Genomic DNA, 17,658 nt, shown 5'->3' with positions numbered 1-17,658 from the left:
CTAGTAATCTATTGCAAAACGAAATTCAGTTAGTAGGTGTTACCATGACAATTCCATTTTTCGGTGAATCTATTTTTGTTCCATCAGATGTTATAGCAGCATGGATTCTTTCCATTCTATTAGGTGCAATTCTGTTTATATATGTTATGAAGAAGCGGAAATGGCCAATAATCTGGGAATATATGCGAACGACCAACCACCGTAAAATTGGTACGATGTATATCCTGTTTGGTGTCATTTTTTTCATACGTGCGGGTACAGATGCATTGTTAATCAGACTCCAATTGGCACAGCCACATGCAGAGTTCTGGGTATTCCAGCAGGATAAATATAATGAATTATTTACAACCCATGGAACAATGATGATATTCTTTGTTGCCATGCCATTGCTGATTGGGCTGATGAATGCAGCGGTTCCATTGCAAATTGGTGCACGGGATTTAGCTTTTCCATTCTTAAACGCTGTAAGCTTTTGGCTGTTTCTTGGTGGAGCGGTATTGTTTAATATGTCGTTTTTCTTTAATAGTGCTCCAAATGCAGGGTGGACAGGCTATGCCCCATTGTCGACAGATACGTTTACACCTGATGTTGGAAATGATTATTACATCTTTAGTTTGCAGCTATCCGGCCTTGGAACCATTTTTACAGCAATTAACATGATCGTTACAATTATCCGTCACCGTGCACCAGGGATGAAGCTTACAAGGATGCCATTGTTTCCCTGGGCAACGTTAATTACGTCATTCCTTATTTTAATTGCCTTTTCCGTATTATCCATGGGTCTTTATTTACTAATGTTTGATCGAATGTTTGGTACGGGGTTCTTTTCAGATGATACTGGCAGTCCTGTATATTGGCAGCATCTATTCTGGATCTTTGGTCATCCTGAGGTATACATTTTAGCGCTGCCGGCGTTTGGCATTTTCTCAGATGTTATTGCAGCATTTTCCAAGAAGCGAATTTTTGGGTATCCAGCTATGGTACTTTCTATTGCGTTGATTGGATTTCTTGGATTCATGGTATGGGCACATCATATGTTTACAGTGGGACTAGGACCAATGGCGAATACATTTTTTGCTGTCACTACAATGTTAATTGCAGTGCCTACAGGAATTAAGGTGTTTAACTGGCTCTTTACCATGAGAGGCGGTGTTGTGAAAATAACAACACCAATGCTATTTGCACTTGGGTTCATACCAACGTTTGTCATGGGGGGCGTTACCGGTGTTATGCTATCTGTCGCTGCGGCAAATTTTCAATACCATGATACCCATTTTGTAGTTGCCCATTTCCATTACACCATTATCGGTTCAACGATCTTAGGGATATTTGCAGGACTTTACTTCTGGTATCCGAAAATTACTGGAAAGGTATTGGATGAGAAACTAGGAAAATGGCATTTCTGGTTATTTATCATAGGATTTCATTTAACATTTCTGCCAATGCATATAACCGGTTTGCAAGGAATGCCTCGCCGGGTTTACACCTATGAGTGGGGAGATGAACTTTTTGCACTCAATTTAACCAGTACAATCGGCGCCTTTCTAATGGGAAGCAGTATGTTATTTGTTGTCTGGAATCTTTACAAGACACATAAATACGGTGAAAAAGCGGGAAATGATCCGTGGGATGGACGCACACTCGAATGGACTGTACCATCTCCGTCACCAGAGCATTCATTTGAACCTATGCCAATTGTAAAGGAAATGGATCCATTCTGGTACGCAAAAATTGCAGGTGAAAAACTGCGTACGACGAACAATGCACGACCGGCGCCAATATCAACCAAAACGATAGTACCTCTCTGTATTGCCGTTTCTTTATCCATTATGAGTATCGGAATGATATACACATGGTACCTTCTTGCAGTACTTGGCGGTGCTTCAGCTTTCCTATTGTTTATCGTTCGATCGTTAACCGATGAACGAAAAGAATATTACCGGAAGGAGGAGCATTCCAATGAATGAGCAGATGACGTTGTTCGCTGATAAACGGGCAGGGTTTTTACTTTATTTGTTTGTTGAAAGTATTATGTTTGCAACACTGTTTGCCACATACCTTATTTTCACGCCAGCCCCATCAGGTCCAAAACCAACCGACATATTTGAAGCGAAGAGTGTTATTCTATCATCGGTATTCTTATTATCGAGCAGTGGTACCTTGATTTTGGCTGAAAAGGGATTAAAAAGCCATCAAAGCTTAAAAATTCTTATTGGTTTAGGCACCACATTCTTATTGGGACTTGTATTCCTAGGCTTAGAGATTCACGAGTTTTATAAATATGTACAGGAAGGCAATGGGTTAACTGTAAATGTCTTTATGTCTGCGTTCTACGTATTGGTGGGCCTGCATGCAGCACATGTAACATTTGGCTGCTGCTGGATGATTCTGCTTAGCGTTCAATATAAAATGATGAATTTGCCCTATCAGCTTTATACGGAAAAGCAGCGGATTTTTCAATATTATTGGCATTTTGTTGATGTGATTTGGGTATTTATTATTATACTCGTATATTTACCATATTTACTATAGCATGAAATATAGAAAACAAGTATACAAGGGGGAATTTTATATGACTGCAGGTTTGTTAATTACATTAATCGTTATCATAAGTGTTGTCATTGTAATACCATTGATTATATTTTCTCGTATCTATGTACATGATCAGAAGCAGCGGGAACATTCTATATTGCGGAACTATCCTGTACTGGGGAAAGTACGTTATATTTTGGAAAAGGCGGGACCGGAATTTCGGCAATACCTTTTTAATAATAATAACGAAGGAAAGCCATTTAATCGCCGGGAATTTACATTTGTATATAAAGCAGCGAAATACAATAGCCGGATGATTGGCTACGGATCAGAACGGGATTTCGATGAAGAAGGATTATATATTGTTAACAACATGTTTCCCAAACAGCGCGAGGAAATGAAAATTGACCAGCAGCCAAAAATTAAAACGAGGCTATATTCTATTGACAATGAGAAGCTGTTCAGCCGAAAAGAACATCACGAGGAGGCAGTAATAAACCCATTCTATTTAACGGACGATGAAGCGATAATTTTGGGAAAGGACACGGTAAAGAAGCCGTTTAAGGTTAAAGGCTTTATTGGGCAGTCGGCAATGAGCTTCGGTTCGCTTGGCGACCATGCAATTACAGCACTTTCTAAGGGATTGGGCATGGCTGGCGGTACATGGATGAATACAGGAGAGGGGAGCATTTCGCCTTATCATCAAAAGGGTGATGTGGATATTATTATGCAAATTAGTCCAGGATTGTTCGGTGTAAGGACAAAGGATGGTGAATTCTCCTTTGAAGAGTTTAAGAAAAGGAGTGAGATCGATCAGGTTAAGGCATTTGAATTAAAATTAGCTCAAGGTGCGAAAACACGTGGCGGTCATGTTGAGGGCAGTAAAGTGACAGAAGAAATTGCAGAAATTCGTAAAGTAGAACCCGGTGTTACAATTAACAGTCCGAATAGATTCAGAGAATTCAATGATGCAAAAGGTTTACTGGAATTCCTAGATAAAATGCGGGACATTGGCGGCAAACCAGTTGGAACCAAAATAGTCGTTGGGGATGAGCAGCAGGTGGAAAGTTATGTTCAGGCAATGGAGGATACGGGGATTGTTCCTGATTTTATTACAGTAGATGGTGGCAATGGCGGTACTGGTGCAACATATTATGAATTAGCAGAATCTGTTGGATTGCCGGCATTTGCTGCATTGCCGCTTGTTGACGATATGCTTAAGAAATATAACTTACGGGAAAGAACGCATATTATTGCATCTGGAAAACTAATGACACCAGACAAAATTGCTATGGCGCTAGCTTTGGGTGCTGATATGATTAATATCGCCAGAGGATTTATGCTTAGTGTTGGATGTATTATGGCACAAGTTTGCCACACGAATAACTGCCCTGTTGGTGTTGCTACAACGGACTCTAAATTACAAAACGCTCTGAGTATTGAAGAGAAAAAATACCGGGTATGCAATTATTTGATTGCACTAAGGGAGGGCGTATTTGAAATGGCTGCGGTTGCTGGAGTAGATAGCCCAGCAAAACTGAGCCGTGAACATATTATATATAAAGATCGGTTTAATCGTGCAACGAAAGTGTTGAATTATTCTCATTCCAGTTAGTTTATTAACTTTATATGTTCATAGAAAAACACGTTATCAGTAAATTTGCCAAATTGTCAATTCTTTGTTGATTACCTGCGTAATTAAAGGTAAAATATAAAGTAGACAAAAAATCGGCTGTTATTCAGGGGGGACCATAATCGTGGAGAGCTTTTTACATGTATTAGAAGATACGACAGAGAAGCTTGGAAGACAATTGCAGAAGAAAGAAATTGAATTTTTGCAATGGGTTTATGACCGCCATAAGGAAGAACAGAAGCAAAAGGGTGAATATGAACAGAAAGACAAATATATGTCCTGCAGTTAAATAAAGGGGGAAAGGAGGTAAAGCCGCATGATTCAATTATTGCTGTATATCATAGTTGCTGTTGTGACAGGTATACTTGTGGCAGCAATATTTGGCTTTAAAATACCAGGGGGATTGACCGGCTCCATGGTTGCCGGTTTATTGGGGGCATGGATCGGTGATATCCTGATTGGTCACCTTGGTCCCCAAATAGCTGGCTACAACGTGTTCCCTGCTGTATTAGGTGCAGTAATTGTCATCGTGTTAATTGGACTTTTGGGAAAAAGGGCAAAAATAGCATAAAAAAGAATAAAAAAAAGCCTTGGAATAATGTAAATTGTACCTTAGTAAAGGACATTTTATATTCTTACAAGGCTTTTTTTAAATGTCATAAAACTGTCTTTTACAATATAGTCAAATGACATGTTATACTGAAACGTGACCTTAGCTTTTATAAAGGAGCGGTTTTTGTGGTGACAAATAAAACAGTCCTTCTAAAGATGAAGAAGGAAATAGAAGAAGCAATCAGAAAGCAAACAAACCAAAATGAAATGACAAAGCATATAGCGAGCGTCAAGCTTCTATGCGAGTTGTTGCTAGAAGAAGATTCATCTCCAGTTGTTAGTGGTCAAGACATGACGGAAGCTGAAATAAAAACGATGATCGGAGCAGAAAATGCTTCATCGGTAAGTAAAAAACATACAAATGCATCAGCCATTGATCACGACGATGCAAATGGAAAATCAATTTTTGACTTTTAAAATAAGAAAGGTGAATTGTGATGAAGCTGTTTTTAATTTTAGGTGCAATAAATGGATTTTTAGCAGTAGCATTAGGTGCTTTTGGGGCACATGGTCTGGAAGGTAAACTATCCGAGAAAATGCTAAATACATGGGATAAAGCTGTAAATTATCAAATGTTCCATACCATGGCACTGCTGGTGACAGGTCTGATACTTGCCAAGATTCAATCTGGTGGCATGATGTGGGCAGGCTGGATGTTCTTTATTGGAATCTTATTGTTTTCAGGGAGTCTTTATGTTTATTCAACGACAGGAATAAAAACATTTGCAATGATTACACCGCTCGGGGGAGTTGCCTTTTTAGCGGGCTGGATTTTATTAGGCTACGCGGTTGTTAAATACCTATAGCTGAAAAATCATATAGGTAGTGAAAATAAATAAAAGAATAGCCTGTAAAAAATGCTTTCCCGCCTGATTTGTCTGGTTCATATTCCATTCAACAATTGCTCCGCTAGCAAGGCTGAAAGCAAGCATGTATAAAGCAAGGATAACAATTAACAGGAACCCTTTGATGAGCGCAAAAAGACCAATGACAACAGCTACTAAAATGGCGATTAACTCTAGACGAATAAATTTTTCATATGGATGCCTCATCAAAATCTCCCTTTCCAGCAGCTTACTAAAATAAGAATGCCCAAATGGATTTGAACCCACCTATAAAGAAGCGGATCATCTCTAAATGGGCATCCTTTGTTCACGTCTAGGAAACTATAAAATTTGAATGCTGTGGATAACCAAACTATCGCATCGGCCACGTCCAGCTCCAGCGCTAAAGCTGTGATGGACTTCTCTCACCTCCGTACGATAAGGTCAACATCAATTCGCTTACGCTCACCCGAGTTTCCTTTATCTCCTGCGAAGGAATGTTCGGCTAAAACCGCCGCTTTGCGCGGCAACGCCGAACCACCTCGCATGGCGAGGCGCAGTCCACACGTCGCTAAACGGGCGCTTCCGCTTTTGTTCCTAAAAGATTGTTATTTACCTAGGTGGATAATTGCTCATTTCCTGACTGGTGCCACCGTACGGGTATGCATAGTTAAGTTCTTCATCGAATGTTACGTAATCAAGATAGATCATAAGTAATAAATAACGCTTGCCTGATTGCGGATCGCTTAAAATTAAGTGATCCCGGCCAGCAGCTTCAATAATTCCTTTGAAAACTTTCGCATTCCATTGGCTATTGTTTTCAAATGTCATATAAACGGTTGCTTTCTTGCCTCTGTTTAATCGTAAAATATTCTCGATATACGATTCCTCTTCTGGCAGCATTCCTTGAGGAGCATTGCCGCCAGCTTGCTGTTGCGGGAATCCGCTTGGCTGCATTTGTCCTCCACCCTGCTGCTGCATTTGCATTTGCGGATCTTGTCTGTAGTCATAAGCCGGGTAGTATGCCGGTGATACTGGCGGATAGTAGTAATACGGATAGGCCTGATAGGGATTTTCAAATGACTGATCTCTGCTTTCATTTTTTTCACTCATACAAATAACCTCCTAATAAATTTGTATTAATAAGCTCTAGGACAATCAGCACGTGTTGGCGCGTAGAAACAATGCGACTTATATCTTCCAACATTGGCTTGGTCAAACCATTGTGCTGGACATGAACCTTCTGGCCTGAAGAACCATAATGAATTTGTAGCGGGATGATATCGTTTTCCATTTATTACTTTTCGGGCTAGGTTTTTATCTTGTTCTCTCGCTCGTTGATAAAAATATCCCTTTTGAGTAGCCTCAAAACCTCCAGGACTTTGGAAAACCATCTCCCGAATAGTGTTTATATCAGTAAAATCCAAACATTCAACCCTAACCCTGTTAACGCCGGTATTACCGACCATCAGCATTCCTAGCTTACCATCACCTTCAGCTTCAGCACGCATTAACCGCGCTAATAGGTCTACCCCTTTAGTAGTTGATTTAATAACCGCCACAAAATACACCTCATTTCTGCACATCATGATGCAAGGCTTATGAATGATATATATGAAGCTTGTAAATGGATTATGATGAAAAAATTAGAGCACAAAAAAAGCTGCCTTATCCATTCGATAAGACAGCTTTGTATTCTAATGATTAAACGTGGAGATATGCAGCAACGTTTTCTTTTGGAAGATGATTCCCGACAAAGAACTCACCGAATTCACCATATTTTGCACTTACTTCGTCGAAACGCATTTCATATACAATTCGTTTTAGCTGAAGTACGTCATGAGCAAATAGTGTTACGCCCCATTCCCAGTCGTCAAACCCGAATGATCCAGTGATAATTTGTTTAACACGGCCAGCATATTTACGGCCAGTTTTACTATGTTCGTACAGCATTTTACCGCGTTCACTAAATTCAAGTGTGTACCAGTTATTTTCTCCTTGACGACGCTTGTCCATTGGATAGAAACACATATGCTCCCATTTTGGCAAAATGGGTTTTAAACGTGCTTGGGTTTCCGGAAGTGATTCCGGATCTACCCCTTCTTTTTGCGGAGCGTATTTTGAAAGCTCGACAACAGATACGTAGGAATAGGCAGGTTTTAAGTACTCAGCGAATTTTGTTTTGTTAAATTCCGTTTCCAGCTCATTCAATTCAACCATTGTCGGTCGCAGGAACATCATCATAATGTCGGCTTTTTGTCCTACAACAGTATAAACGGCATGACTGCCATCCTTCGCCTCTTCAATTGCCTCCCATTTTGACAATAATTGTTCAAATTCGTGGATAGCTGCTTCGCGTTCATCGCTTGACGCCATTTTCCAGGAAGTCCAATCAATACTTCTTAAATCATGCAGGCAATACCAGCCATCCATCGTTTCAACTGCTTCTGCCATTATCTATCTCTCCTTCATCATTTGCTTGATATGTTTTTACTATATCACAATTGGGGAATGATAATCATTGTTAGAGGTTTCGATTAACTAAACGAAAATTGTACATTGTCAACATTTCGTCATATTTCCCAATACGATCAAACGTAATTTCTTTAATTCCGTTATTGGATCAACTATTATTTAAATAGATACCATAAAAAGAGAGGGTGCGCTGATGAGTAAATTATTTGAAACACTTGAAAAGAAATTAGAGAAGTCAACGAAGCACATTGTTTTTCCCGAAAGTATGGATGAACGAATAGTAACTGCTGCTAGTAAATTGGGTGCCTCAGGAATTTTAACACCAGTATTAATCGGTGATAAGTCAGCTATCAAACACCGCGCGGAAGAAGTTGGTGTTGACGTGTCATCCTGTAAATTAATCAATCCAGCAGAATTTCCGGAATTCGATTTGATGGTGGACACATTTGTGGAACGCCGAAAAGGTAAAGTAACTGCCAGGGAGGCAAGGGAGATTTTACGTGACGAAAATTACTTTGGAACGATGCTTGTCTATATGAATCAAGCAGATGGTCTAGTTAGTGGTGCTGCCCATTCAACTGCAGATACTGTTCGCCCAGCATTACAAATAATTAAAACGAAAGCTGGTATCAAGAAAACATCTGGAGTATTCATCATGGTTCGAGGTGAAGAAAAATATGTGTTTGCGGATTGTGCAATTAACATAGCACCAGACAGTCAGGATCTAGCAGAAATAGCTGTCGAAAGTGCAGAAACTGCTAAATTATTTGAAGTCGCCCCTCGAATTGCTATGTTGAGCTTTTCTACTATGGGTTCGGCAAAATCTGCTGAAACAGAAAAGGTTGTCGAAGCGGTGTCGCTCGCTAAGGAGAAAAATGCCGAACTGCTAATCGACGGTGAATTCCAGTTTGATGCAGCATTTGTTCCAAGTGTTGCGGCGAAAAAAGCACCAGGTTCAGTGCTGGCAGGTGACGCAAATGTGTTTATTTTTCCAAGTTTAGAGGCTGGAAATATTGGTTATAAAATCGCTCAGCGTCTCGGCGGATTTGAAGCGGTAGGTCCTATTTTGCAAGGGCTAAACCAGCCAGTTAACGATTTATCACGTGGCTGCAGTTCAAAGGACGTATATAAGCTGGCATTAATAACCGCGGCACAGGCGGAGTGATGGTATAATAATAAAGTGGCTAGGACAAAAATAGTTTAGTCAAAAAGAAATCCGAACTATGCGTTACAATTATATGAATTAGTTCGGATACTTCTTTATGCATTTTCATAATCCCTGTTGCTAATTATCCGTAAACTGTGACGTAAATACTTGTGGTGATTTCGCATCATTTTGGATGCTCTTTGGTACCGCAGCCCGTATACACTACGCTTTCCGTGGGCGGCTGATGAGCCTCCGAAGCGCTGACGCACTCCGGGGTCTCACCAATGCCTTTTTACTATTGTCTGCCTGCTTGTTCAATCTCAGCAATTCGCTGATTCCGTTTTTTCATCTGCTCCAAACGTGTCCAATAAGATTCCATCTCACGTTTGGAAAAGTCCTTCACCACTACCTTCTCGGACAAATCCTCGATTGCAGAACGCACACGGCGCTTCATGTCTTCCATTGTAATCGCTGTGTCCAGCAATTCCGACAATGAAGCCATCGTATTGGGGACGACAGTCGGATAGTCGAATTTTGTCTTCTCCCCGCGGTGACTAATTTCATAAAAATGACGAATCATTTCTGCACGTTCTCTGCCATTGCCTTCTACGTCTAAGTATATCTGAATTGCAGCACCATCCTTAACACGTCTCTGGGAAATCCCAGCAAATTTGCGACCGCCGATACTTAAGTCATAATCACCAGGACAATAAGAGCCAACAATTTCATACGCTTCAATTTCATTCGTTAAATCGCGTAACATATATTGGATAAAGCTGACCATCGCTTCATAGCAAGCATGAATAGATAAATGCTTGACTCCCGGCAAAATGAGCGAAATATTTAACACGCCTTTATCCAAAGCAACAGCAAGTCCTCCAGAATTGCGTACAACAGCACGATACCCGTGGCTTTGAAGCAGTTGAATACCTTCGTCTATATATGGAAGGCGTGCATCCGGAATACCAAGTACAACAGTATCCGAATGAACCCAAAGTCGAATAGCAGGTGGGGAACCGCCGTCACTTACAGACAACGCTAATGCATCATCAATTGCGAATGATGATAATGCAGTTAATGGTTCATTGTTAAAAACTTTTTTATTTGACTGATCAATATAGCGAAATGTCGCATGGTGAATAATTTCTTTCCAAGTTTGCATGCATTATCTCCCTCAGTAAAACCGAATTAACTCTTTTTAACTTTGACTATCTATTATATAATAAAACAAAATTGTCGAAAAGGAACGGGTTGGACTTAAATGGCTTATAAAGACGAACAACTAAACGAGGAAAAGGTTTTTAAAGACCCGGTACATAGATATGTTCACGTTAAAGATCGCGTAATCTGGGATTTAATTGCAACCCCTGAATTTCAGCGATTGCGCCGTATTAAACAGCTGGGAACAACTAACTTAACGTTTCACGGGGCAGAGCACAGCCGGTTTAATCATTCGCTAGGGGTTTATGAAATTGTCCAGAGAATTATTTACAATTTCCAGGATCGTCCGCATTGGAATAACGAAGAACGTCTGTTATGTCTATGTGCTGCCTTGCTGCATGATTTAGGTCATGGGCCATTTTCCCATTCATTCGAGAAAGTGTTTAAACTTGATCATGAACATTTTACACAGCAGATCATACTTGGAGAGACGTTTGTCAACAAGATACTGGAGCGGGTTTCACCAGGTTTCGCTCAAAAAGTTTCCGATGTAATCGCAAAAACGTATGAAGATAAATTGGTTGTCAGTTTAATCTCAAGCCAAATTGATGCTGATCGGATGGACTATTTGCAGCGTGATGCATATTTTACCGGTGTTAGTTACGGGCATTTTGACATGGAACGAATTTTGCGTGTTATGCGCCCAATTGACGATCAGGTTGTAATTAAATCAAGTGGTATGCACGCGGTGGAAGACTATATTATGAGCCGTTACCAAATGTATTGGCAGGTTTATTTTCACCCGGTAACACGGAGTGCGGAAGTTATATTATCCAAAATCCTTCACCGTGCTAAACATTTATTTGAAAATAACTATACATTCAAACTGGAGCCGGCACATTTCATTTCCTTTTTTAAAGAGGATGTAGATTTGGCCGATTATTTAAAGCTTGATGAAGCAATAGTTTCGTATTATTTTCAAGCATGGCAGGAAGAGGATGATCCAGTACTGCAGGATTTATGTGAACGGTTTATGAATCGCCGGCTATTTAAATATATTGAGTTTAATCCGAATCAGCAGATGAATGAATGGATGGAACTGTACCGGCTGTTTCAAGATGCAGGGATAGATCCAGAGTATTATCTGGTTGTTGATTCCTCGTCGGATTTGCCATATGATTTTTACCGGCCTGGTGAAGAAGAGGAACGATTGCCGATTCATTTGTTAATGCCAAACAATGAACTGAAAGAATTGTCGCGCCACTCGGAAATTGTGGAGTCCATTTCGGGGAAAAAACGAACGGATCACAAGCTGTATTTTCCAGCAGATATACTTCATAGGATGAGCGATGAGAATCCTGTGAAGAAACGAATTTTTGAACTTTTATATGGGCAGGGGGAGCGTATAAAAAATGTTGACTAATCACGCAAAACTAATGCAATTTTTTGCGGTGGCAAAAGAAGTTACTGGACGAAAAAAGCTGCAAAAGATGATTTATATTTTACAAAAATGCCATGTTCCGTTTGAGGAAAAATATCAATTTCATTTTTATGGACCATATTCAGAAGAGCTTACACTGCGCATGGAAGAACTGTGCAATCTGGGATTTGTTGCCGAGGAAAAAGAAGATAAAAGCAACTATTATCAATACAATTATAAAATAACAGGTGATGGGCTGGCATTTTTAAATCAATTCGCACTGGATATGCCTGACATGGAGAAGCAGGTAGAACTTTTGCAGGCAAAAAGCTCCCGTTTCCTTGAACTGGTTTCGACAATGTTGTATTTTGATGACCTATCAAAGACGGAAGCAGCTGAAAAAATACATATCGTTAAGCCGAAACAAAACTACACGGCAGATGAAATAAATGAAGCATGGACATTTATCGATTCATTACAGAAAAATCCATCACATTAGGGTGTGGGTTTTTTACACAAAACTGTGGTCTAATCGCCATAGAAGTAAGCAAATGACAACTTCCAGTAAATATCGTATTCGATCGTTCATTGTCTAAGCTTGTGAAGCTGAGCAAGCTCATTCCGATTCCAGTATTAATATGCTACAATGAAAAATAATAGCGAACCAGGAGGGTCTATTGAATGAGTTCAGATCAGTCTTCTAATCAAAAGAAGAGCAATCCATTTACGATAATTAAAGATGATTCCACTGACGGCCATGGCGGCTATGGAATGGGTGCTATCAGTCTTGAAAATATGTCACCGGTTATTATTGATCCAAATGAAAATAAAGCATACGTTGATATGGGTGCGATGCATGCGCGCAGTGATGTAGAACGTCGTGTTAAATTTTTGCCAGATAAAGATGCGGTTCCAAATGGAAAATTGTATTGGATCGTTTGGGTTACCGTAGAAAAAGGTGAAAACGGTCCATATTTTGCCGGGGTTTGCGGCAGTGAAATCCGGGTTGATCGTGAAATTAAGCGTGCATATAAATCTATGCCAGAGCATGTGACACATATGGATAAGTCATTAAAGGGAAAAATAATCGTTGAACATATGGATGAGCATTCGAAAAAATTGCTGAAAGATTTTCTTGCCGATTTTAAAGGTGGAGAAATGTGGAATAATTCAACGGACGAATTAAAACAGGCACTTCCGAAATAGTGAACAATTTGTGAACGAATCTTGAACAATTACGTAAATTCTTGTACTTTGTTACAGAAATTTGTAAAATGTTTATACATGGGCTTTTCTCATGTATTACTAGGACAAAAAAGAAGCTGACTTAAAGGCAGAGCCTGAGTCAGCTTCTTTTTTTGGAGGTTTTCAGCATCGTGAAAGAGGGGTATCGTCAGGAGAGCAGAAACATCGTCAGGAGAGCTGATTAATCCGCACAAACTGCCCTCTCCAGACCAATGCTAGAAAAAGATATCAAAAAATTTCTTGACTATCCCATCTTTTTCTTTAGAATCAGGTTTTTCTTCACCAGGGAAGTGCACATCACAGTATTCATCTGGTTCTGTTCCTTTTTCAAAATACATAACGCGACTAGTCTCGCAATATGGTGTTGCCCGTTTACCTGATTCAGGGTCTATTTCCATGCTTACAATATCAGGTGGGGCATCGAAATTAGTCTTAGGCAATCCTTTATGGGCGGCCTCCATGAACGCTGCCCAAACTTTCTTTGAATATGTTTCCTCTGCAACCTTGTCGATTGATCGATTGTCATCATAGCCGGCCCAAACACCTGTTACAAGTTCTGGGCTAAAACCGATCATCCAGCTATCGGAGTTGGTTGTTCCAGATTTACCTGCATACTTACGTGTCAGCTCATCAGTAATCGGTGAACCTGTGACAGACATATAACCATCTAATGCATGATCGAACATTCCTGTCATTAATTGCGAGAGAATGTATAGCGATTTAGGGTCTAACAGCTGCTTGCCTTCTTCATCTTCTGATTCAAATACAACTTTGCCTTTACGATCAACAATTTTATTTATTGTGTGACCTTCAATTTGATGGCCGCCATTTGCAATCATGCCATATCCGGTTACCATATCTTCAACTGTTACTGCGGCAGTTCCCAAAGCAAGGGATGGTACTGCAGGCAGCTTACTGTCAATTCCAAAGTCTTTAGCTGTTTCAACTAATTTCTCCGCGCCTAGAAAAAGGTTCGTTTTCACAGCATAAACATTGTCAGACAGAGCCAATGCTTGTGCTAGTGTAATCGGCTCATAGGCATAATACCCATTATAATTGCTAGGCTGATAAACCTTGCCATCCTCTAATTCGAAAGCAGTCGGCTTACTCATCAGCATTGTTGTCGGGGTATAGCCATTTTCCAATGCAGCATAGTAAAGAAAAGGTTTGAATGCAGAACCAGGCATTCGTTTGGCCTGAATTGCACGATTAAATTGGCTTGATTCATAATCACGTCCACCTACTAATGCTTGAATAGCACCAGATGTCGGTTCAAGAGCAATTGCACCAACCTCAATCTTGCTTTCTGGTTGAAAGACATTGGTTATCTTTGCTTCTAATTTTTGCTGAAGTTCAAGATCTAATGTTGTATAAATTTGAAAGCCCCCGGATCGAACAAGCTCTTTATCAATGTCTAGAATTTCCGCTGCCTCCTTCAAAACAGTATCCTGAAAGTAAGGTGCAACAGTTTCCACACGTTGTTCCTTTGGCTCGGCAAAAGCTAAATTCTCTCTTTTCGCTAAAAAATACTCCTCTTCATCAATTGCATTTTTCTCCAGCATGATTCCTAGTATTCGATTTTGGCGTTTTTTTGCATTTTCCATATCATTATATGGCGAATAATATGTCGGACCTTTTGGTATTGCTGCTAGCATGGCCGATTCAGCAATTGTCAGTTCACTCGCAGATTTGTTAAAAAAATATCTGCTTGCCGCTTCGATCCCATAAGCACCATGCCCATAATAAATAGTATTTAAATAGCCTTCTAAAATCTCATCCTTGGAGTAGTACATCTCTAATCGCACTGTATAAAAGGCCTCTCGCAGTTTTCTGGTCCAGGTTTTTTCAAACGATAAATATAAATTTCGCGCATATTGCTGTGTAAGTGTGCTTGCACCTTCTTTTAAGGACATACTTTTGATATTCGTCAATACAGCACTAGCGATTCTCGGTAAATCAAAGCCGTTATGATCGCGAAAATGCTGATCCTCAATTAATAAGGTTGCTTGAACAAGGTGTGGTGATATATCTTCTAAGTCAATCCAATAACGGCTTTGATTACCACGTTCTTCACCAATAACATCACCACTATTACTATAATATATAGTGTTTTGTTCGGTGGACAGTTCCGGCGGTCCGAGTAGAAAGCTAACTAAATAAACACCTGCAATAAAGCTAAGTGCAAGTATCAGTGCTCCAATAGCTGCTGTTAATGCAAGCCGGCTTTTTTTATGTTTGAAAAATTTCCATTTCATAATTTTATCTCCAATTTTCGTGTGCATTACTCACATTATGGGAAAAGATAAATAGAAATAAACTTAAATTACCGAAAAGTGCTTGCATTTTTGCCGTTTTTAACTATAATTTTCTTGTTTAATATGTTTTTAATTGAAGGCGATTTTTATAAATTTTGTTGTTTTTTTACGTAGTTTCCGTTAAATGTGACGTAAAGTATTTGTGGTAATTTCACCCCATTTTGGATGCTCTTTAGTCCCGCAGCCCGTATACACTAGGGTCCATTTGCAGCTGAAAATTAATAGAATAGGAACTCATAAGACCTATGAGAGTCCATTGTTGATAGCCAAAAATACTACGCCATCTGTGGACGGCTGATGTGACTCATTGAGCTGATGTATTCCAGGGTCTAATCGATGACAATTGCGTGCCCTATTCGGGCTGCGGGGTAAGAGTAACGTAAAGTGGAAAATTTACCTTGGATCATATGTCATATGTATTAAAACAACAATCTTAAATTAGCCTATTTTTTTACATTGAAGGAGATGCTTTTCTTGGGTATTTGGTTTACTGAACATCAAACTGCAAATTTCGGTATTACTGCAAAAATTAAACAAACATTAGCAGCTGTAAAAACGGAGTATCAGGAATTACAGGTGATTGAAACGGAAGAATGGGGCAACATGCTTGTTTTGGATGATATGGTCATGACAACTGAAAAAGACGAATTTGTATATCATGAAATGGTCGCACACGTTCCATTGTACACGCATCCGAATCCTAAAAATGTTTTAGTTGTTGGTGGCGGCGACGGTGGTGTCATTCGCGAAGTCCTAAAGCATCAATCCGTACAGAAGGCTACATTAGTTGATATTGATGGGGATGTTATTGCATATTCGAAAAAATACTTACCTACAATTGCAGGTGCACTTGATGACGAACGTGTTGAGGTAAAAGTAGACGATGGCTTTATGTACATTGCCGAAAGTGAACGGGAATTTGATGTGATTTTAGTCGACTCCACAGAACCTGTTGGACCAGCAGTCAATTTGTTTACACAAGGTTTTTACGCTGGGATTGCAAAGGCACTGAAGGATGATGGAATTTTTGTCGCACAGACAGATAATCCGTGGTTTAAGGCAGATCTAATCCATCAGGTGTTTAAAGATGTTAAAGAAATTTTCCCAGTTACAAAATTATATACAGCAAACATTCCAACATATCCAAGTGGCATGTGGACGTTTACAATGGGAAGTAAAATTCATAACCCGTTAAAAGTCAAAGATGAGCGCTTTACGGAAATCGGGACGAAATATTATACACCAGAACTACATTACGCATCTTTTGCATTGCCAAAGTTTGTTAAAGAACTAACAGAGTAAAAAGCTAAAGGGGGAGTACATTCATGCGGTTTGACGAAGCCTATTCAGGCAAAGTTTTTATCATGTCGCGGAACGATTTTGAAAATGCAAGTGCAGTTATTTATGGCATGCCAATGGATTGGACGGTCAGCTTTCGCCCAGGATCACGGTTTGGTCCCGGGCGTATTCGCGAAGCATCGATTGGCTTGGAAGAATACAGCCCATATATGGATAAGCATTTAGAGGAAGTAACATATTTTGATGCAGGTGATATTCCATTGCCATTTGGGAATGCCGAGCGCAGTATTGCAATGATTGAGGAATATATTAAGAAACTGGTTTCGGCTGGAAAGTTTCCGCTTGGGCTTGGCGGGGAGCATCTCGTTACATGGCCAGTCATCCGGGCAATGCATGAAAAATATTCGGATATAGCACTTATTCATATTGATGCACATGCTGATTTACGCAAGGAATATGAAGGAGAGGTTCTTTCCCATTCCACACCAGTAAGGAAAATCTGTGAATTAATTGGTCCGGAAAATGTATACTCCTTTGGCATTCGTTCAGGTATGCGCGAGGAATTTCAATACGCGAAAGATAGTGGCATGCATATGAGTAAGTTTCACGTTGCTGAACCATTGCGCAAAATTTTGCCAACGTTAAGTGGAAGAAAGGTATATGTTACGATCGACATTGATGTATTGGATCCAGCATTCGCACCAGGCACCGGAACAGCGGAAGCGGGTGGAATTACATCAGGTGAACTGCTTGAAGCAATTCAATTAATTGCGGGTTCTGATGCGGAAATTGTTGGAGCGGATCTAGTTGAAGTTGCACCGGCATACGATCATTCCGAACAAACAGCAATAGCAGCAAGCAAATTTGTAAGAGAAATATTGCTTGGCTGGGTAAAATAGATGAAAACGCCCGTTTAAAGGGCGTTTTCATCAACCCCAAGGAAGAAACATCAACCCCAAGGAAGAAACATCAACCCCAAGGAAGAAACATCAACC

19 protein-coding genes are annotated in these 17,658 nt (G+C 40.0%); 13 read left to right on the top strand and 6 right to left on the bottom strand.

Annotation, left to right across the window (positions count from 1 at the left end; translation table 11 throughout):
* Positions 1-11 precede the first annotated feature (11 nt).
* From IEV74_RS06990 to IEV74_RS06960, 7 genes are all read left to right on the top strand, one after another.
* The gene (locus tag IEV74_RS06990; RefSeq protein ID WP_308418982.1) at positions 12-1,967 is read left to right on the top strand and encodes a cytochrome c oxidase subunit I; all 1,956 of its coding nucleotides are present in this window, start codon (positions 12-14) and stop codon (positions 1,965-1,967) included.
* Complete coding sequence (locus tag IEV74_RS06985; protein WP_188454653.1) at positions 1,960-2,532, top strand: cytochrome c oxidase subunit 3; 573 nt, start codon at positions 1,960-1,962, stop codon at positions 2,530-2,532. The genes IEV74_RS06990 and IEV74_RS06985 overlap by 8 nt, the downstream gene beginning before the upstream one ends.
* A 40-nt stretch (positions 2,533-2,572) precedes the next feature.
* Positions 2,573-4,147 carry an FMN-binding glutamate synthase family protein gene (locus IEV74_RS06980; RefSeq protein ID WP_188454652.1) on the top strand — a complete coding sequence of 525 codons (1,575 nt, stop codon included), beginning with the start codon at positions 2,573-2,575 and terminating at the stop codon, positions 4,145-4,147.
* A 142-nt stretch (positions 4,148-4,289) separates the two neighbouring features.
* Positions 4,290-4,454 (top strand): hypothetical protein, encoded by a 165-nt coding sequence (locus tag IEV74_RS06975; RefSeq protein WP_188454651.1) that lies wholly within the window; start codon positions 4,290-4,292, stop codon positions 4,452-4,454.
* 27 nt (positions 4,455-4,481) lie between these two features.
* A complete protein-coding gene (locus IEV74_RS06970) occupies positions 4,482-4,736 on the top strand; it encodes a GlsB/YeaQ/YmgE family stress response membrane protein (RefSeq protein ID WP_188454650.1) in 255 nt (84 codons plus the stop codon).
* A gap of 167 nt (positions 4,737-4,903) precedes the next feature.
* On the top strand, positions 4,904-5,194 hold the full coding sequence (locus IEV74_RS06965) for a DUF5327 family protein (protein WP_188454649.1): 291 nt from the start codon (positions 4,904-4,906) through the stop codon (positions 5,192-5,194).
* Positions 5,195-5,214: 20 nt separating this feature from the next.
* Positions 5,215-5,583: a DUF423 domain-containing protein gene (locus IEV74_RS06960; protein WP_188454648.1), complete on the top strand. Its 369-nt coding sequence runs from the start codon at positions 5,215-5,217 to the stop codon at positions 5,581-5,583.
* On the opposite strand, the gene IEV74_RS06955 is transcribed toward IEV74_RS06960, so the two are convergent.
* The 4 genes from IEV74_RS06955 to hemQ form a co-directional block, all read right to left on the bottom strand.
* Complete coding sequence (locus IEV74_RS06955) at positions 5,578-5,889, bottom strand: hypothetical protein (protein WP_229683084.1); 312 nt, start codon at positions 5,887-5,889, stop codon at positions 5,578-5,580. The genes IEV74_RS06960 and IEV74_RS06955 overlap by 6 nt on opposite strands.
* 324 nt (positions 5,890-6,213) lie before the next feature.
* The gene (gerQ, locus tag IEV74_RS06950; RefSeq protein WP_188454647.1) at positions 6,214-6,714 is read right to left on the bottom strand and encodes a spore coat protein GerQ; all 501 of its coding nucleotides are present in this window, start codon (positions 6,712-6,714) and stop codon (positions 6,214-6,216) included.
* Between the two features lie 26 nt (positions 6,715-6,740).
* Positions 6,741-7,163: a cell wall hydrolase gene (locus IEV74_RS06945; protein ID WP_229683083.1), complete on the bottom strand. Its 423-nt coding sequence runs from the start codon at positions 7,161-7,163 to the stop codon at positions 6,741-6,743.
* 142 nt (positions 7,164-7,305) lie between these two features.
* On the bottom strand, positions 7,306-8,055 hold the full coding sequence (gene hemQ, locus IEV74_RS06940) for a hydrogen peroxide-dependent heme synthase (protein ID WP_188454646.1): 750 nt from the start codon (positions 8,053-8,055) through the stop codon (positions 7,306-7,308).
* 214 nt (positions 8,056-8,269) lie between these two features.
* Here hemQ and pta point away from each other — a divergent pair, with 214 nt between their 5' ends.
* Positions 8,270-9,241, top strand: a complete 972-nt coding sequence (pta, locus tag IEV74_RS06935) for a phosphate acetyltransferase (protein ID WP_188454645.1) — start codon at positions 8,270-8,272, stop codon at positions 9,239-9,241.
* 277 nt (positions 9,242-9,518) lie between these two features.
* Here pta and IEV74_RS06930 read toward each other — a convergent pair whose 3' ends face one another.
* Entirely contained in the window at positions 9,519-10,385 is an 867-nt protein-coding gene (locus IEV74_RS06930; RefSeq protein WP_188454644.1) for a lipoate--protein ligase family protein, read from the bottom strand.
* A 99-nt stretch (positions 10,386-10,484) separates the two neighbouring features.
* Here IEV74_RS06930 and IEV74_RS06925 point away from each other — a divergent pair, with 99 nt between their 5' ends.
* The 3 genes from IEV74_RS06925 to IEV74_RS06915 all read left to right on the top strand — a co-directional run bounded on the left by IEV74_RS06925 (position 10,485) and on the right by IEV74_RS06915 (position 13,010).
* The gene (locus tag IEV74_RS06925; RefSeq protein ID WP_188454643.1) at positions 10,485-11,807 is read left to right on the top strand and encodes an HD domain-containing protein; all 1,323 of its coding nucleotides are present in this window, start codon (positions 10,485-10,487) and stop codon (positions 11,805-11,807) included.
* Positions 11,797-12,303, top strand: a complete 507-nt coding sequence (locus tag IEV74_RS06920; protein WP_188454642.1) for a YwgA family protein — start codon at positions 11,797-11,799, stop codon at positions 12,301-12,303. Before IEV74_RS06925 ends, IEV74_RS06920 begins: the two co-directional genes overlap by 11 nt.
* Before the next feature lie 182 nt (positions 12,304-12,485).
* Positions 12,486-13,010: a YwhD family protein gene (locus IEV74_RS06915; protein WP_188454641.1), complete on the top strand. Its 525-nt coding sequence runs from the start codon at positions 12,486-12,488 to the stop codon at positions 13,008-13,010.
* A 254-nt stretch (positions 13,011-13,264) separates the two neighbouring features.
* Here the strand turns inward: IEV74_RS06915 and IEV74_RS06910 are convergent, their stop codons facing one another.
* Complete coding sequence (locus tag IEV74_RS06910; protein ID WP_229683082.1) at positions 13,265-15,304, bottom strand: transglycosylase domain-containing protein; 2,040 nt, start codon at positions 15,302-15,304, stop codon at positions 13,265-13,267.
* 534 nt (positions 15,305-15,838) lie between these two features.
* Here IEV74_RS06910 and speE point away from each other — a divergent pair.
* Entirely contained in the window at positions 15,839-16,666 is an 828-nt protein-coding gene (speE, locus tag IEV74_RS06905; RefSeq protein WP_188454639.1) for a polyamine aminopropyltransferase, read from the top strand.
* A 23-nt stretch (positions 16,667-16,689) separates the two neighbouring features.
* Entirely contained in the window at positions 16,690-17,562 is an 873-nt protein-coding gene (gene speB, locus IEV74_RS06900) for an agmatinase (protein WP_188454638.1), read from the top strand.
* The last annotated feature ends 96 nt before the right edge of the window (positions 17,563-17,658 follow it).

Source organism: Virgibacillus oceani, from assembly GCF_014638995.1.
Taxonomy (GTDB): Bacteria; Bacillota; Bacilli; order Bacillales; family Amphibacillaceae; genus Virgibacillus_E; species Virgibacillus_E oceani.
Note: the sequence above shows the minus strand (reverse complement) of the source record. Positions and strands in the feature narration are given on the sequence as shown.

Bases quoted from the DNA above. Each gene is read 5' to 3' on its own strand.
- IEV74_RS06985 (WP_188454653.1), top strand. From the start codon at position 1,960: ATGAATGAGCAGATGACGTTGTTCGCTGATAAACGGGCAGGGTTTTTA.
- speB (WP_188454638.1), top strand. From the start codon at position 16,690: ATGCGGTTTGACGAAGCCTATTCAGGCAAAGTTTTTATCATGTCGCGG.
- IEV74_RS06970 (WP_188454650.1), top strand. From the start codon at position 4,482: ATGATTCAATTATTGCTGTATATCATAGTTGCTGTTGTGACAGGTATA.
- IEV74_RS06960 (WP_188454648.1), top strand. From the start codon at position 5,215: ATGAAGCTGTTTTTAATTTTAGGTGCAATAAATGGATTTTTAGCAGTA.
- IEV74_RS06915 (WP_188454641.1), top strand. From the start codon at position 12,486: ATGAGTTCAGATCAGTCTTCTAATCAAAAGAAGAGCAATCCATTTACG.
- IEV74_RS06980 (WP_188454652.1), top strand. From the start codon at position 2,573: ATGACTGCAGGTTTGTTAATTACATTAATCGTTATCATAAGTGTTGTC.
- hemQ (WP_188454646.1), bottom strand. From the start codon at position 8,055: ATGGCAGAAGCAGTTGAAACGATGGATGGCTGGTATTGCCTGCATGAT.
- gerQ (WP_188454647.1), bottom strand. From the start codon at position 6,714: ATGAGTGAAAAAAATGAAAGCAGAGATCAGTCATTTGAAAATCCCTAT.
- pta (WP_188454645.1), top strand. From the start codon at position 8,270: ATGAGTAAATTATTTGAAACACTTGAAAAGAAATTAGAGAAGTCAACG.
- IEV74_RS06925 (WP_188454643.1), top strand. From the start codon at position 10,485: ATGGCTTATAAAGACGAACAACTAAACGAGGAAAAGGTTTTTAAAGAC.
- IEV74_RS06910 (WP_229683082.1), bottom strand. From the start codon at position 15,304: ATGAAATGGAAATTTTTCAAACATAAAAAAAGCCGGCTTGCATTAACA.
- IEV74_RS06930 (WP_188454644.1), bottom strand. From the start codon at position 10,385: ATGCAAACTTGGAAAGAAATTATTCACCATGCGACATTTCGCTATATT.
- IEV74_RS06920 (WP_188454642.1), top strand. From the start codon at position 11,797: ATGTTGACTAATCACGCAAAACTAATGCAATTTTTTGCGGTGGCAAAA.